At 42.4% G+C, this 13216-nt stretch carries 16 protein-coding genes; 1 reads left to right on the top strand and 15 read right to left on the bottom strand.

Going from position 1 to position 13216, the window contains the following annotated elements; all coding sequences use genetic code 11:
• Window positions 1-104: 104 nt before the first annotated feature.
• The 3 genes from L1283_RS25905 to L1283_RS25915 form a co-directional block, all read right to left on the bottom strand.
• A complete protein-coding gene (locus L1283_RS25905; protein WP_429626621.1) occupies window positions 105-485 on the bottom strand; it encodes a hypothetical protein in 381 nt (126 codons plus the stop codon).
• Between the two features lie 70 nt (window positions 486-555).
• Window positions 556-1827 (bottom strand): ArdC family protein, encoded by a 1272-nt coding sequence (locus tag L1283_RS25910; protein ID WP_429626622.1) that lies wholly within the window; start codon window positions 1825-1827, stop codon window positions 556-558.
• Between the two features lie 335 nt (window positions 1828-2162).
• Window positions 2163-2363 carry a hypothetical protein gene (locus tag L1283_RS25915; RefSeq protein WP_429626623.1) on the bottom strand — a complete coding sequence of 67 codons (201 nt, stop codon included), beginning with the start codon at window positions 2361-2363 and terminating at the stop codon, window positions 2163-2165.
• 90 nt (window positions 2364-2453) lie between these two features.
• Between L1283_RS25915 and L1283_RS25920 the strand changes: the two genes are divergently transcribed.
• Complete coding sequence (locus tag L1283_RS25920) at window positions 2454-2591, top strand: hypothetical protein (RefSeq protein WP_429626624.1); 138 nt, start codon at window positions 2454-2456, stop codon at window positions 2589-2591.
• Between the two features lie 87 nt (window positions 2592-2678).
• Here the strand turns inward: L1283_RS25920 and L1283_RS25925 are convergent, their stop codons facing one another.
• From L1283_RS25925 to L1283_RS25980, 12 genes are all read right to left on the bottom strand, one after another.
• The gene (locus tag L1283_RS25925) at window positions 2679-3542 is read right to left on the bottom strand and encodes a hypothetical protein (protein WP_429626625.1); all 864 of its coding nucleotides are present in this window, start codon (window positions 3540-3542) and stop codon (window positions 2679-2681) included.
• Between the two features lie 67 nt (window positions 3543-3609).
• Window positions 3610-4047, bottom strand: a complete 438-nt coding sequence (locus L1283_RS25930) for a hypothetical protein (protein WP_429626626.1) — start codon at window positions 4045-4047, stop codon at window positions 3610-3612.
• A 105-nt stretch (window positions 4048-4152) separates the two neighbouring features.
• Window positions 4153-4932, bottom strand: a complete 780-nt coding sequence (locus L1283_RS25935; RefSeq protein WP_429626627.1) for a DUF4099 domain-containing protein — start codon at window positions 4930-4932, stop codon at window positions 4153-4155.
• A gap of 24 nt (window positions 4933-4956) precedes the next feature.
• Complete coding sequence (locus L1283_RS25940) at window positions 4957-5547, bottom strand: M23 family metallopeptidase (RefSeq protein WP_429626628.1); 591 nt, start codon at window positions 5545-5547, stop codon at window positions 4957-4959.
• Window positions 5537-5950 carry a hypothetical protein gene (locus L1283_RS25945; RefSeq protein ID WP_429626629.1) on the bottom strand — a complete coding sequence of 138 codons (414 nt, stop codon included), beginning with the start codon at window positions 5948-5950 and terminating at the stop codon, window positions 5537-5539. Before L1283_RS25945 ends, L1283_RS25940 begins: the two co-directional genes overlap by 11 nt.
• 23 nt (window positions 5951-5973) lie before the next feature.
• Entirely contained in the window at window positions 5974-8013 is a 2040-nt protein-coding gene (locus L1283_RS25950; RefSeq protein WP_429626630.1) for a TraM recognition domain-containing protein, read from the bottom strand.
• A gap of 71 nt (window positions 8014-8084) precedes the next feature.
• Window positions 8085-8924 (bottom strand): conjugative transposon protein TraN, encoded by an 840-nt coding sequence (traN, locus tag L1283_RS25955; RefSeq protein ID WP_429626631.1) that lies wholly within the window; start codon window positions 8922-8924, stop codon window positions 8085-8087.
• A gap of 12 nt (window positions 8925-8936) precedes the next feature.
• A complete protein-coding gene (gene traM, locus L1283_RS25960) occupies window positions 8937-10127 on the bottom strand; it encodes a conjugative transposon protein TraM (RefSeq protein ID WP_429626632.1) in 1191 nt (396 codons plus the stop codon).
• Between the two features lie 117 nt (window positions 10128-10244).
• Window positions 10245-10670 (bottom strand): hypothetical protein, encoded by a 426-nt coding sequence (locus tag L1283_RS25965; RefSeq protein WP_429626633.1) that lies wholly within the window; start codon window positions 10668-10670, stop codon window positions 10245-10247.
• On the bottom strand, window positions 10648-11268 hold the full coding sequence (gene traK, locus L1283_RS25970) for a conjugative transposon protein TraK (RefSeq protein WP_429626634.1): 621 nt from the start codon (window positions 11266-11268) through the stop codon (window positions 10648-10650). The genes L1283_RS25965 and traK overlap by 23 nt, the downstream gene beginning before the upstream one ends.
• A 14-nt stretch (window positions 11269-11282) precedes the next feature.
• A complete protein-coding gene (locus L1283_RS25975; RefSeq protein ID WP_429626635.1) occupies window positions 11283-12419 on the bottom strand; it encodes a type IV secretion system protein in 1137 nt (378 codons plus the stop codon).
• 11 nt (window positions 12420-12430) lie between these two features.
• Window positions 12431-13213: a hypothetical protein gene (locus L1283_RS25980; RefSeq protein WP_429626636.1), complete on the bottom strand. Its 783-nt coding sequence runs from the start codon at window positions 13211-13213 to the stop codon at window positions 12431-12433.
• Between the last annotated feature and the right edge of the window lie 3 nt (window positions 13214-13216).

Below are 13216 nucleotides of genomic sequence, written 5' to 3' on the forward strand. Positions count from 1 at the left end.
TTTTTTAGGCTTTCAAGAGCCAAAAAGTTATTTCCATTTTCAGCCCTAAAACAGAAAATACTATATAAAAATTAGAAATTTCTGTCTAAACAAACAGGCGCAGCTTAATCTTCACTATCCAAACTATCGTACATTTCTTCAATTTCTCCAAGTCCAATTTCTTTATTTAGTTTTCTGAGCGCTTTTTTTGCATCGAGCTGCTGAGCTGATAGGATTTCCCAGATTAGGGAAGCCTGGTTTTCCAAGGAGAATATTGAATGGAGCCGAAAGTCAATGGGCTTTTTAATATCGAGGTATGCTGCGATGAGGATGTTACCGAAAAGTAATGCATTTTCTTCTTTGTCAGCGAAGAAAAAACCATGTTTCGTATTATCCCATCCCGTATTGCTTCCCTTGTATATATCTTCAAATTTTTCAAAGGAAGCATCTGTTCCATGATAATAGGAGCGGGAATTGTCAAATAGGGGTGGCTCTTTGGGTTTCATGATCATTGGTTTATAATTGCACATTAAGCTAGGAACTTGCTAGAGTCTGCCTTATGGCAACTGGGTTTGATTATCTTTTTTGCACCGTTGGTATTTTTGGTTCTTTTAAAGAGTTTGAGCCTAATTTAGCCTGTTCAGATTGCCATTTGCAGTTGATAAGGGAGGTATATAGGCCATCACTTTTTGATAGGGGGAATGACCTGCCATTATTTAAGTCCTCTATCCTAAACCTACCTTTTTTTAATTGTCCTGTAACTTTATAGACGTTATCGTTGTAGGCTATCTGATCCCCAATGAAGAGATCTGATTTTTTTGTCAATAAACTGCTTTGGTCTAAATTATTTTCCAGGGTAGTTGACTTATTTATTTCAAGCTTCCTATTAAAAGTCAACAGATATTTTAATATTTTTTCAGCGTCAGCCGCAGCTGAATGAATTTCAAAAGGGTGATCGGAGAGGAGCTGTATCCAGCTTTTGACATAGGCGGCATGTTGGCCGGGATCATGACCTATCTTCAATTCCTGACCGATGAGCATGGATGCGATCTCGGCCCGTAATTCCTCCCGGGCATAAGCCTCAGTACCGAATCTGTTAAATAAAGATCGGTCGAGTCTGGTATTGTGTCCTGTCCAGTGTGACAGTTCATGTAATAAAGTTCCATAATAAAGTTCTGGTGCTGAAAACTGTTCTTTAAGCGGCATAGTGATCCTATCGGTTGTCAGATTATAAAATGCCCGATCTCCCATTTCATGAAAAATTGTTGCTTCTGTTGCTAAGACTAGTTCTTCTGCTGCTGTGATGGGATCCCAGTTTGAATCGAGCTTTTCTATTTTTGCAAGCGGAGGAATGCCGTCTATCTGCTCTGCGTTGAATACCCATGCCGCTGTGACCATTGCATTATCAAGCGGAACTGCTATTTTTATCGGCTTACCGTTTACATCCAATATTTTCTTTCCTTTTTCATCCAACTGGTTTATAAGGTTATGTGTTTTTACATACTGTACCAAATGGGCCTTTTCTCCTTTTCGGACCTGCCATTCTTTGGAGGCGGCCTGTTTGAATGTCATCCATCTGGGATCATCTCTTTCGGCAGAAAGGAGTGAAAAGATATTTATGCCTTTATAACGCTTTCCAGTTATGGCATTATAAGGAAATTCAAAACCAGGGGTGCTGCTGTTCCAGGTTTTTTGCCAGGGGGCGGTGCCTTTTTTTAATCTTTCTATAAGATCGGCGGCGATCTGTTCATGGAGCGATTTTATTTTGTTGTTAGCCATTATAAACCTCCTGATCTTCAAAAGGACTGTCATCATCGAATGGCCATTCATCTGAATATTCAACTCCATAAATGACGGATTCTTCCAAGGATAACCCTATTTCTTTTCCGTGGGTATATAATTCACTAAGTTTGTTCCAAAGTGTATCAAAGGTATTTTCCATATTGTTTCTATGCTATTTCGATTTTATCAAGAAAGGTTATTTCCATTTCGGCACCTCAAATAAGTTCGATATGTGAAGGACTTTCTGTGAAGGGAATTACTGCTTCGTTAAAAAAAGGCTCACAATAGAATCTTTTTCAAGATATTGGTGAAGTTATGAGCGTGGCGAGTTTTTATTTCCCGCCATAGTAACCGATTGGTGTATGTCTTGAAATACTATTCATCTAGTGGGATCAGAAAAGTTAAAGAATATCATCAATTGTAAATTCGAGTTCCATCCCTTCCACCAGTAGAGTTACCCTGCATTTGAGTTCAGGTTTGCCCATGCGGCATACTTTAAAGCGCTGGCCGTCCAGATGGTAATATGGAGAGGAGGGGGGCAGATTAAGTGTAGCGAAACCGGAAGCACGGATTCTGTCTATTCGTTGGAATAATTTTTTCATGGTCAATGTTTTGAGCTTTGAATTTATCCTAGATGATTCTTTTGACAGGCGGTGCATGGTGGTCAGCTGCTGAGTTAGTAAAGGAATTTGTTGGGATCAGCTGCTGACCTCCATGTGTGGGTGTCCAAAGGTGTGTGGAAGGAGGATGCCGCAGGTACGCAGCCGGCAATCGCGTGCTGCGCCGGGGCAGAATCCGACCATTCTCCTTTGGACAATGGGCTATCTTAGCTAGAAATGCCTTACTATATGGGATGTAAAATGACTGATAACCATTTTTTAAGGTTTCCATCGGACGATAAAACCGATCGGAGTGTTTTATCGTCCCCGTTTGCGGCCCGTTTGCTGTGCTTCATCCTGAGTCCAGGGTTGGACGATGTCCTGATTACTCGGGATGCTATTTGGGGTTCCCTTTTCCTGCTGACTTTTTCTTCCTTGGGTCTGCTCTGGAAAGATTTTTTCCTGACGTATCTCGTTCATATTTTTATCGTACACATCAAGGGTTTTTATCTGGGGATTAGCCGCAATTGAAACTGGCACATTTTTATTTCCGATCATCATTTCGGTATGATAATAATTGCCATTGCGCAAAGTCGTCAGGACCTCTTGTAGTTTATCAGGTGATTCTATATCTTTAATAGGGTAAGTAGCAAGGGTTTTTACCAGATCATATCCATATTCCGGACGGAAAGTCCGTAAAGGGTGATTCCCATAGGCATCGGTGATATCGAGATTAAGTTTGAGCCATATGGGAGTTTTCTGCCCTTGTTCGTTTGCCTGCGATACCTGGTCATTATTGCCTTTTAAGTATACTTCTTTTTCAAGTGATAGGCCAGATAATAATTTGTAGGCCTGTAATGCGGTGATACGATGATCCCTGGCAAGGTTAAAGGTCTGTTCCCTGACAATTGGATCATTTTTTTTGTTTAAGGTGACCAGATAGCTATTGAGGAAATATTGATCACTTTCTCCGGAACGGTTGAAATTAATCTTGAACTGTAGTGTTTCAGTCCTTTCGGCATTTTGATTTTTACTTTCTAAAGGTCTCATTTTTGTTTCGATACCGAGACTAAATGTGGGGATTTCCTTACGGATGGCATTTTCCAGTACGTCATTGAGCTTTTTCCCGAATCCGAGATATTCTAAGCTTTTTTTCAGGTATTCAATGTTGTTTTCATTCATTTCAGTTATTTTAAATGTGAAAAAATGAGCTACTACTAACAGTAGGAGCATTTTAAACTATTTGTGGTTACAGCTCGGGGATAGCGTGGGATAACATGGAGATAAAAGAAATATACTTTTTAGGTTTTATAGTCCGATAGGTTGACCGTATACCTGTTAATGTTTTGAAACTGTTTACAGAAAATTTCGCAATAGGTACTTTATATTCTTCTCCTCTGAAACTGAAAAGAATATGATCTTGAAACAGGGTAAACTGAATGTCTTTTGACCTTTGCCAGAGTAGGATTTTACAATCGAGCGCGTTACCTAAAATGTCATTGTCAAAAACTCCCACAAAACGCGCATTAGGAAATCGTTTCATAAGATCCTGTAACTGATCTGTGGAAGGGGTAAGGCCTAATGCTGTGAAGACATTGTTGCCCGGTCGAGCACTCCAATGGGGATAAAGGTGGCAAAAGCAAAGCAGATCATCTTGGGTATGGAACAGGAAATGTTGTCTGGCCATACAGGGTTCGATAGTCCCGGTAGTATGCGTGGAGATATTCTTCAATATAATTCTACCAAATTATTAAATGCTGTTCCAGTTTATTTTTAAGGTCCTCGTCAGTTCTCATTTCAATTTGTGAATCTTTGTATGTCTGTCCTCCTGATCTCTACTGGATTCATCTTTGATCTTTGGTTTGTTCTGACCACGCATTTCGTTAATTGCTTGATTGTAACCTACTGTGTATGGATCCTGCTGTTGCTTTTTGCTGTTTAACAGATTGCCTGCTACCTTTAACACCAGATAGGACATACCACCATCCAAAAGGATTGAGTAAATAAGTGCGGTTCTGTTTGAGGTAACTCCACCTCGGCTAGCAGCCCGACGTTGTACAACTGTACCATCTGACAGGTTTACAACACCACCTTTACGGTACTGATCTTTCTGCAAATCTGATAGGGTTTGATTGTTGATTTTTTCAGGCACTTCAACTTTATCTGGATCGGAGGAAATGAATTCTTTTGTTTCTGGGTCATATTCTATGATCCATGATTTCTTTCCCTGGGATGTCTGATAGGTTTTTTGAACATTTGTCAGTTGTCCAAGTTCCAACTGTTCTGCTTCGATATCCAACAATAGTGAATGTCTCTTAGCTTCTCTATATATCGGATGCAACTGAATGGCCATATGCCCATTTTCGTCTTGATGGAGCGATAATTTAGCCTGCATCTCCTGTATATGGATTCCATCGCCATGCAGGTCCCGGAGCGTAATCAGGTCCGTTCTATGTCCTGAGATCAAGGCTTCGATATCTTCTTTGGAGAGATCGGGTTTGCCAGCCGTAATAAGACCAAGTTTTCGTAATTCCCCGATAGGAATATCGGTTTCTAAAAATTTATTATCCATAAAAATCTGATTAGTTTTAATTTTTCATCGATGAGTAAGCCCATACAAAAACTTCCACGGGTCTATGTATATGTTTTTCCTGCGCATACTAAAGTGCAGATGCTCTCCCGTTGTTCTACCTGTATTTCCGGTTATACCAATAGGAAATCCTGTCTGAAGATATTCTCCATTTATAACTGCTATTCTGGATAGATGGCCATAGATACTGAAAACAAAGCCATGGTCAACACATACAAATTTTCCCAGATGTTGGTGGTATCCTGTTGATTCAACTCTTCCTGGTAGGATACAATACACAACCTGCGCAGTTGCGGCAAGGTCAATTCCATTGTGGAAGCTTTGTATTCCGGTTACAGGATGAGTTCTCCAGCCGAAACCAGAAGAGATACTATAGTGAGCAAGCGGCATGGCCACAATGGGCATCCCTAGTTCCTGTGGCCTTTCGAAGTTAAGTTTCTCCTTTGGGACTTCGGCACTGTCCTGCTGTGGGGCTACGCCTTCCGCTGAATATAGGGTGATCTGTTTTGGACTGTTATTTTGAGCAGTAGCTACTTTGCTTAAGAACAGCAAGAGCAAAATAAAGTAGAGTCTGTATTTTCCATCCTTACCGCCCATATCCAAACTTTCTATGAGACTGCTGCGGGTAGCGGTTCAAAAGGTCTTGGACTGTCTCAGCGGCTATTTCCAGTGTTTTTTTCCCATGTAAAAGTGACTCCAAATAATGGTACTGCATATTATGGACACCGTATTCTGCTGAGAATGTAATAGGAATGATAATTTTTTTATCTGTCCATTTGAGTTTATTCTCGGATAAACTGCGGTGGATCTCCGCAAGTGGTTTAAGTGTCCATAAGGTTCTGGCTGCAATTTTTTCTTTCCACCGTCCCATAAATTCCACCTCAATATCTTCTTGATGTGGATCAACAGCGGTAATTATGCCGATTTTTGCGGATCCATGTGTTCGGAAGTCGGTAATTGATGGATCAACCATGACAATTGTTCCTATTAAATCGTTCATTTTGCGAATCTTCTGTTAGTCAATTATTTTTCTAAATCGGTTCTCCCGGTAAACTTGCCCTGGAACCTGGGACTGGGAGAAGAGGCTGGCTTGAACTTTAACACCAGCTGGTTAACTTCCTCTGTTATGCGGTAGAAATTCTCTAAAAGGATTTCCTCTTTGCGTCCGGCAAAATCATAAAATATAGGTAGCTCGGGATACGATTCTTCCTCCTTCCTTATAGCTTTCAAATCAAGGTCGATGCGGCAATTGACTGCAGTAGTTTCAAATTGGCCAGTATATTTATCAATGGCGTCGGAGGCAAGGATTCCGACCATTTCGCCGGCTCTCAGTGAGGCGATCTTGCCTGCGGGAATAAGAGGTTCAAGCTTTTCATTGATGGAAAGGGATGTTTTCGTGCGGTCAATGGAGAGGCTTTCACCCATCTGTTTGACTTTTCCAAAAAGGCGTTCCATCCATTCCAGCCCATCCTTGTCGCGGATCGAACCGCTGAGGATATTTCCGACAATGGAAGTGATCGTATCAGCAGTTTCCTTACCGTACTGTTGGCGGAACATGGTCAGCCCCTGAACCCCTAATATCGCTGAAACCCTATTACTTCGGGCCTGGGAAATGATGTCCTGGACTTTATATAGGTATAAAGTCGGTGCCTCATCGACGATGAGACCTACAGGAATATTTCCCCGGGTATTGATCAGTTTGGTGATCCGGTTGATGACCACGGAATATGATGCGGAATTTGTGCTTTGTGTATTGGGATTACTTGCCAATATCAGTATAGCAGGTGCTCGGGGATCGCTAATCTTGAGGTCGAAATCATCACCTGAGAATACCCAAAAAGTTTCCTTGGTTGCTAGACGGCTGATAAAGATCTTTAAGGTGCCGACCTGTCCTTCGAGCTGATCAAATGCGCGCGATTTGAATGCCGTCATAAAAGGAGAAAGCAGCGATTCCAGCTCCTTATTGCTGAATAATAGGGTGAATATTTCTTCATAGGAACGGTTTAGAAAAGCAAGAACATGGGGAAAACTTGAATATCTGCCACCCTCGAATTTACTAAAAAAATAGATGCAGGCAGCGAGAAAGTTTACGGCTGATTGGGTGAAGAACTGATCACTTCCCGAAGCTTTATCCCCCTTTTTCATTGCTTCCACCAATGCTTCGGCAGTTTCTCCTGCTTCGGCAAGTGTTTGAAGATAGTCACTTCGCCATGGATTGATGCGCCTGCTCTTTTCGGGTTCCGTCAGATTGATGACATGGAATTCAAAATCTTTCAGCTTGCCCTGCTGTTTGCCTAACAAGTAATGGTAATAGGTTACTTGCCCAAGATCTGGAAATTTAAAATCGAAAACACAGAGTGTCCACTCCAGGGCAACTAGCTGGCGTATGATCGGCATGAAGATAGAGAAGCTCTTTCCTGATCCGGGAGTTCCAATGATCAAACAGCCCCGAAATAGATTCTCGATCACGATAAATCCTTTGCGTACTTTTTTTCTGAAATAAAAGAGCATTGGAATATTTACCGCATAAGGGGTTATTTTGGGTTTTGTGGGCTGCATAAAAGATTCTTCTTCAACGTTCCATCTATCTTTACCTAACCGTGAGCTAATAATCTTAGAGGTGTTGTCAAGCGCGATGTGAAGCAGGATGGTGCTAAGGAAACTACATATAATATATCCCAGATCATACCAGCTGGTATAGGGTAAAAACCAGTGCCCCTGTTTTTCGTAACACCAGATACTTAGCGGCAAAAGTATAAATCCCGCAATAAGCGGATAGAGGATCGTGTTCCTGGGATTTAGATCTTTTTCTTTTCTGCTCAGCGTACCAATAGAAACCAGACAGATCAAAATCAAGGTGAAAAGTTTGCTGTTGATGGGATAGTGGTAGATGAAAATCCTGGCCATACGTTCAAGAAAGTGGGAAAAACCATAACTTTCGCTAAGTGGGTGAACGATAATTTTCTCGGCATAAATGAACATGAGTATATCAATCCCAACAGAAAGATAGATGCCGAATTGCAGAAAACGATGTATCGCCTGCTGTTCTTTGGATTCTTCCATAGACTCCTAAAATTGAAAAAACAAGTAAGGGAATTACCTTTTTAAAGGTAGCGTTATTGTGACTGGAATAGTCAGAACCGGTCGGCTTTGAGAACGTCTTTATATTTGATTTTTAATGTGATTGTACGGCCGGAAATCTGCTTTTCGGAAAGTTCTACACTTAATATTTTGCTTGCCGGAAAGGTGATTTTTTTGAGTGCGTATATATTTCGGTAGGTTCGTTTGAAAGCGGCATGCGGATATAACTGCCAGACCGGCTTTATCTCAACAGATTGCACATTTGTTGCCTTGGTCACTTTCCTGTCCTCAATTTTAAAACGCATTTCATCAATGTCAAAAGATAGATTGCTCCCGTTATGATAGGTTATATCCAGCAACACCAGGTCGCCTACCGTATATACATTATTCAGTTCAGCACGGATTCCATAATTTTCAGTTTTGCGGACAGGATAAGCGTTTCTTAAGGCCAGCATACTTAAGGCGTGGCTTCGCAGCTGCGGAGTAGTAATTTCCACTGGAATTTCCAGTGAACGAGTATGTTCTGGTAAGATGTTGAAGCTTGCGGGTAAACTGCTGTACGATATTCCTGCTGAGCGGTGGAGCTGGAATTGGGCAATATAACTTTCTCCAATAACTGTAATGATCCCTAAATAGGAGTCTCTTTCGGAATTATGGTCATTGGAATCGGTCACCCATTTTAATCGCAGTACATTTTCTTCAGGAAGGTCACCTATGACCGAATGGGAGGGGACATCGACATAGCGGATAGGTTCAGGAGAAATGATATGGAGGGAACTGTTACTGTCGATGATAATGTCCGGAAGCTGATCACGGTAGATGCCGGCATGCTGTTGCGCCTGTGGTTGGAGCGCGGCGAATAAGAGGGATAGTATTAAGATCAATGTTTTCATGTAAAATCAGGATTAATAGTTTTTTTGATTATTTTTCAGTTGCTGCGCATCGATTAGGTAGACCAGTGTATTGTATTTTATCTTTGCTTTGTTCTGGCGGATCACCTTGTTAAGTGCTGTACTGGTGGACTGGAACACTTTCTGTACCATGCTCATGACCAGCTGACTATTATTTTCTGCCATCTGTTGCAGTGTAATACCCTGACTGGCGTTTCCACCGAGTTCTTTTGTAAAATCACGGAATGCGGATGCCGGAACGTATAATCCCGGAAGACCATCCTGATCGTAAACGTCCAGTTTAACGGGAAGGATGTGCTGTCCGTTCATAATCGATGTTATGGACAGGTTAACCCGCTGTCCCGAAAATCCGGAGATGAGCGCATAAATATAGGTTCCCTTTTTTATCAGAAATCTGCCGGCCATCATGTCTTCAAGTAATCTTATCCTAAGCCGTGTTCCCGAATAACCTTTAATGTCCTGGTCGACGATAGCGGTTATAAAGGTTTCTTCCACCTGCGGTTTTATGGTATTGAAGATGGCATAGGATGGGGAAGCCTTGTTGACTGAGAGAATAGGCTCATGCTGGTTTTCTTTTTCAAACTCACGTGATTTTTTTAACTGTTGCTGCTGTTTGTATTCGGGATCATTGGCCTTTCCCATACTGTCGACCAGTTCCATCTGTTTTCGAAAGAGTTCCATGGGATCGGGTTCTTTTTTTTGCGGGACGCTAACAACCTGATGGTAGGGTTGTTTCACTGATGCTATTGCTTCAGCCAGAGCTCTGTCTTGTTCATTTTGGTCATGAGAATAGTTTCTTGGTGCTGCGTCCGGAAAACTTCGCTTTGTGCCGGTTCCGTATCTGTTCTTGATTTCATGGTCAATGGAGTCCAGCATTCTTTTTTCTCTATCGTTATAGAGTGTTCCCAACTTTTCTTCAGTAGGCTGTTCTTCATTGATATGGCCAATAGCGGTGTAGCCATCTGCCTGTTTATATTGATTGCGATAGGCTTCCAGCTTATCAGAAAGTGTACTTTTCCGTACCTGGTCGGAAACGCCGACCAGATTGGTTTGCAGCGAATCCTTTCCAGCTAGTACAGGTTGTTCTTTTCCGAAGCTACTTTTGTATGCATAAAAAAAAACGCATAAAAAAGGCAGCAGGATGAGCGGTATGACATACCGCGGTTTTCTGAAATCTATTTTCATCTCTAAGTATTGGTTAAATTTTGGATTGTAATATTGCGTGGCAAGGGGCCTATTATGTTGATCTACTAGCCATTTGGCTGCATTTATAAGCAAAGTTTAGACCTGGGCAGTTTGTTCTTATTTCTTATTTCCCTGTTTATAGATTGAGCGCTGCAACTGCTCGAAACGTTTTAATGCTTCCACTAGGCGAAGGCTGTCTGTTTTGTCCAGGCTATCTTTATTTATTATGGCAGCTATGGTATCCTGAATTGACAGGACATTCTGTAGTGTCCCATAAGTCCCGATTGCCTCGCCGATTCCATCCATTGAACCCACTAGGGGCAGTTTTGGATAAATAGGCAGAGTCCGTGGAGAACTGCTACGCATGACGGTAAAAGCAAGAATTCCTGAAACGATGATACAGGTGAGCATGCCGCAGAGAACATGTGCAGGATAACGTTTGCAAATTTGACGGATCAGAATTACCACCCTGCCCAAACGCCTTAAAATGTCCGTATTGTCGCCAGGGGGATTAATATGTTCAGAAAGTGTTTTTTTGGACATTTTGCAGGTCTTTGTTTTCAAGGGTTTTCCATCTTGTTATCAAGACAGCATGAGGGTTATTTTCTGAACGGAATTCCAGGTCATTTAGATAGCCTTCTGTAATCAGCGAACGGGTAATGGTAGAACTGCGACGGTCAATTTTTTGTGTTCCATAATAACGGAAGTAATGTTTTGGCATATCGAGATAGATGCTATCAGTCCGTATGGTGAGTACGGCACTGGAGGAGAGGATGGAACTAAAGAAACCTTTTTCCTTTAGGTTATTGTATTGGTGGGCTCCGCTCTCATCTATCAGGTACATAGCCTGCTTCATCTGATATTCTATAAACCTATCATCGGGTGTCATGGAGAAAAAGAGACTATGAAACCTTCCGATATGGGATCGGTATTCCGCTTCCCGGTTCATCTGTACGTCAGTCTGTCTGGCTGACATGGGAAAATTTGCAGCGTCCAAGATATAGATACTTTTGCGTGCGTTAACAACCTGGCGGTAGGAAAAGAACGAGACGGCCAGTACCATCAATACAGCTGCGATAAGGCATCCTGCGGAGAGAAAAGTTGCCAGTCGTACTTTGGATTCAATATTTTTGATAATCATTTTTGTTTCATTTGTTAAAGTTTGGTCAATATTTTTCTTGCTGTTCTGGCCATTGAGGAGGCACCCCGCCCCATAGAGGATGCGGCTGATGAAATTCCGCTGGTAGAGATGATCCATGTCGAAATACTCGGCACTGTAAGCATGGTAAGTGCACCGATGACAAACGCGCCGATGACCATTCCAAATGAAAGGACACCGAAAGTCGCAAATGAAACGAGCTTCCCTAGGTCAGGACCAGAGGCGCCAAGGAGTGATTGATATCTGCTGATCTCTGCCTCCATCGCATAATGCTGAAAAAGAGAAGATATGTACATGACCAAATAAGCGATTCCAGAATATAGATTGACTGACACAAAGCGTGCTATCCATGTTGAAAATGAATCACGGAAAGCAGGCATTATGCTTGCTGCTACAGCAAATGGTCCAAGTATAATGAGAATGGTAGAAAATATAATCTGGACAATGAAGATAACATATACACAGATACGCAGAAGCCATACCGCTAGTGTTTCCAATATTGAAGAGAGCAATAATAGTAGGTTAGCCTGTAGACGGTTACGCATTTCTACAATTGGATTCCATACTTCTGCAAAACCCTCTTTAACGGTAGATTTAACAGAGTCCCAAGCTTTTCCATACCAGGTGTCTGCTTCGGTTTTGGCTGTTTCTGTTTCTGCCTGTACGGTTAGGAGCTGATCGGAAACGTCTACCATCAGTTTTGCACGCTGGAGCCTCAAGTTATTTACCTCAGTCTGACTCCCGTCAAACATGGCCTCTGTCCTGCTTTCGACAATTTCTGTAGGGAAGGCGATGACGCGTGTAAATGTGGGCCACCAGAGGATAACCATGACCAGACCGAAGGGCCGGAGCAGCGGCATAATTTCGAGCTGTTTATCGCCGGCCATCATCTCATAGATTTTGATACTGAAGAAGATGAGCATAAAAATTGCGCATAGTGCCTGTGCATCGGCGATGAAGGCGTCGTAATGCGTCCAGATGGTATCCTTCATCTGCTTTAAAAAGTGCATCATTCCTTCTTCGTAGACGCCATTCCCCTGTAGGAAATTGAAGGTATCTTTAAAGCTTTCGGGAACAGGCACGGACTGTACCTGAGCGATGAAATTGCCTGTGAACGTTGTAATAAAGTTCATGTCTTTGGTTTTTAGAGTTTTGATTTTCGCAGCACGTCCTGTGCGATCTGAATGTCTGTTCTTCCCTGAGATACGATTGGAGCTTTGGCTGACTGCTTTTGTTCGGCATTCTTTTTTGCCAGGGAAAGGAAAAGTTTAGCGCGCTGTTTCTTAGCTTCCCAGACGGAACGGAGTTTTCTGTATTCATCAAGCATTCGGTGATAACTCATAATGCGCGATCCCCGGTCAAGGTTTGTTGACCGGGCTCCATCTAGCCGTTCGGACAGCGCTGCGCTTTCATCGATGTACCACTGGAGTACACCTGTCCGGATGAGATAGCTGCTAACCTCGGAGGCGGCCCCTTGAAGCGCAGAAGCGTGGTTTACCTGGTATAGAGATTGAAATTCATGGCTATAATAGAGCTGCCATAAGGGATCGACCTGGGACACGGCGCCCGTATAATTCAGCATTTCGGTAAGTGCGGTATTTCGGAGTGTATCGGCATGTCTACTGTAGGCTTCTTCGGTATTGTTCATGGCAGCCACCAATAAGAGACGCTGTGTCTGTGAACCGCCGCTACTGAGCGGGCGGAGATCATTTTTGTGATAGTTGGGATGCCATGCCCAGGTTAACCAGTAGTTCGGGTTGAGCCCAAGAAATCCTTTTGTGGGTGTAAATTTCTTTTTGTCCCACTGTTTGAAAACCATACGTTCCTGTTGATTGACTATGTGCTGGTCGGTAAGCCTGCGCACGCTTTGTGCCTTTCCGTTTATTACCATCAACAGGCCAATACCAAGAATAAGAAGATTTTTCATGTG

The sequence above is a fragment of the Sphingobacterium sp. HSC-15S19 genome (assembly GCF_050433745.1).
Taxonomy (GTDB): domain Bacteria; phylum Bacteroidota; class Bacteroidia; order Sphingobacteriales; family Sphingobacteriaceae; genus Sphingobacterium; species Sphingobacterium siyangense.

Coding starts and splice junctions, on each gene's coding strand:
- L1283_RS25950 (WP_429626630.1), bottom strand. CDS start 8,013: ATGGAAGAATCCAAAGAACAGCAGGCGATACATCGTTTTCTGCAATTC.
- L1283_RS25905 (WP_429626621.1), bottom strand. CDS start 485: ATGAAACCCAAAGAGCCACCCCTATTTGACAATTCCCGCTCCTATTAT.
- L1283_RS25935 (WP_429626627.1), bottom strand. CDS start 4,932: ATGGATAATAAATTTTTAGAAACCGATATTCCTATCGGGGAATTACGA.
- L1283_RS25945 (WP_429626629.1), bottom strand. CDS start 5,950: ATGAACGATTTAATAGGAACAATTGTCATGGTTGATCCATCAATTACC.
- L1283_RS25915 (WP_429626623.1), bottom strand. CDS start 2,363: ATGAAAAAATTATTCCAACGAATAGACAGAATCCGTGCTTCCGGTTTC.
- L1283_RS25975 (WP_429626635.1), bottom strand. CDS start 12,419: ATGAACTTTATTACAACGTTCACAGGCAATTTCATCGCTCAGGTACAG.
- L1283_RS25980 (WP_429626636.1), bottom strand. CDS start 13,213: ATGAAAAATCTTCTTATTCTTGGTATTGGCCTGTTGATGGTAATAAAC.
- L1283_RS25925 (WP_429626625.1), bottom strand. CDS start 3,542: ATGAATGAAAACAACATTGAATACCTGAAAAAAAGCTTAGAATATCTC.
- traN (WP_429626631.1), bottom strand. CDS start 8,924: ATGAAAACATTGATCTTAATACTATCCCTCTTATTCGCCGCGCTCCAA.
- L1283_RS25910 (WP_429626622.1), bottom strand. CDS start 1,827: ATGGAGTTGAATATTCAGATGAATGGCCATTCGATGATGACAGTCCTT.
- traK (WP_429626634.1), bottom strand. CDS start 11,268: ATGATTATCAAAAATATTGAATCCAAAGTACGACTGGCAACTTTTCTC.
- L1283_RS25930 (WP_429626626.1), bottom strand. CDS start 4,047: ATGGCCAGACAACATTTCCTGTTCCATACCCAAGATGATCTGCTTTGC.
- L1283_RS25965 (WP_429626633.1), bottom strand. CDS start 10,670: ATGTCCAAAAAAACACTTTCTGAACATATTAATCCCCCTGGCGACAAT.
- L1283_RS25940 (WP_429626628.1), bottom strand. CDS start 5,547: ATGGGCGGTAAGGATGGAAAATACAGACTCTACTTTATTTTGCTCTTG.
- traM (WP_429626632.1), bottom strand. CDS start 10,127: ATGAAAATAGATTTCAGAAAACCGCGGTATGTCATACCGCTCATCCTG.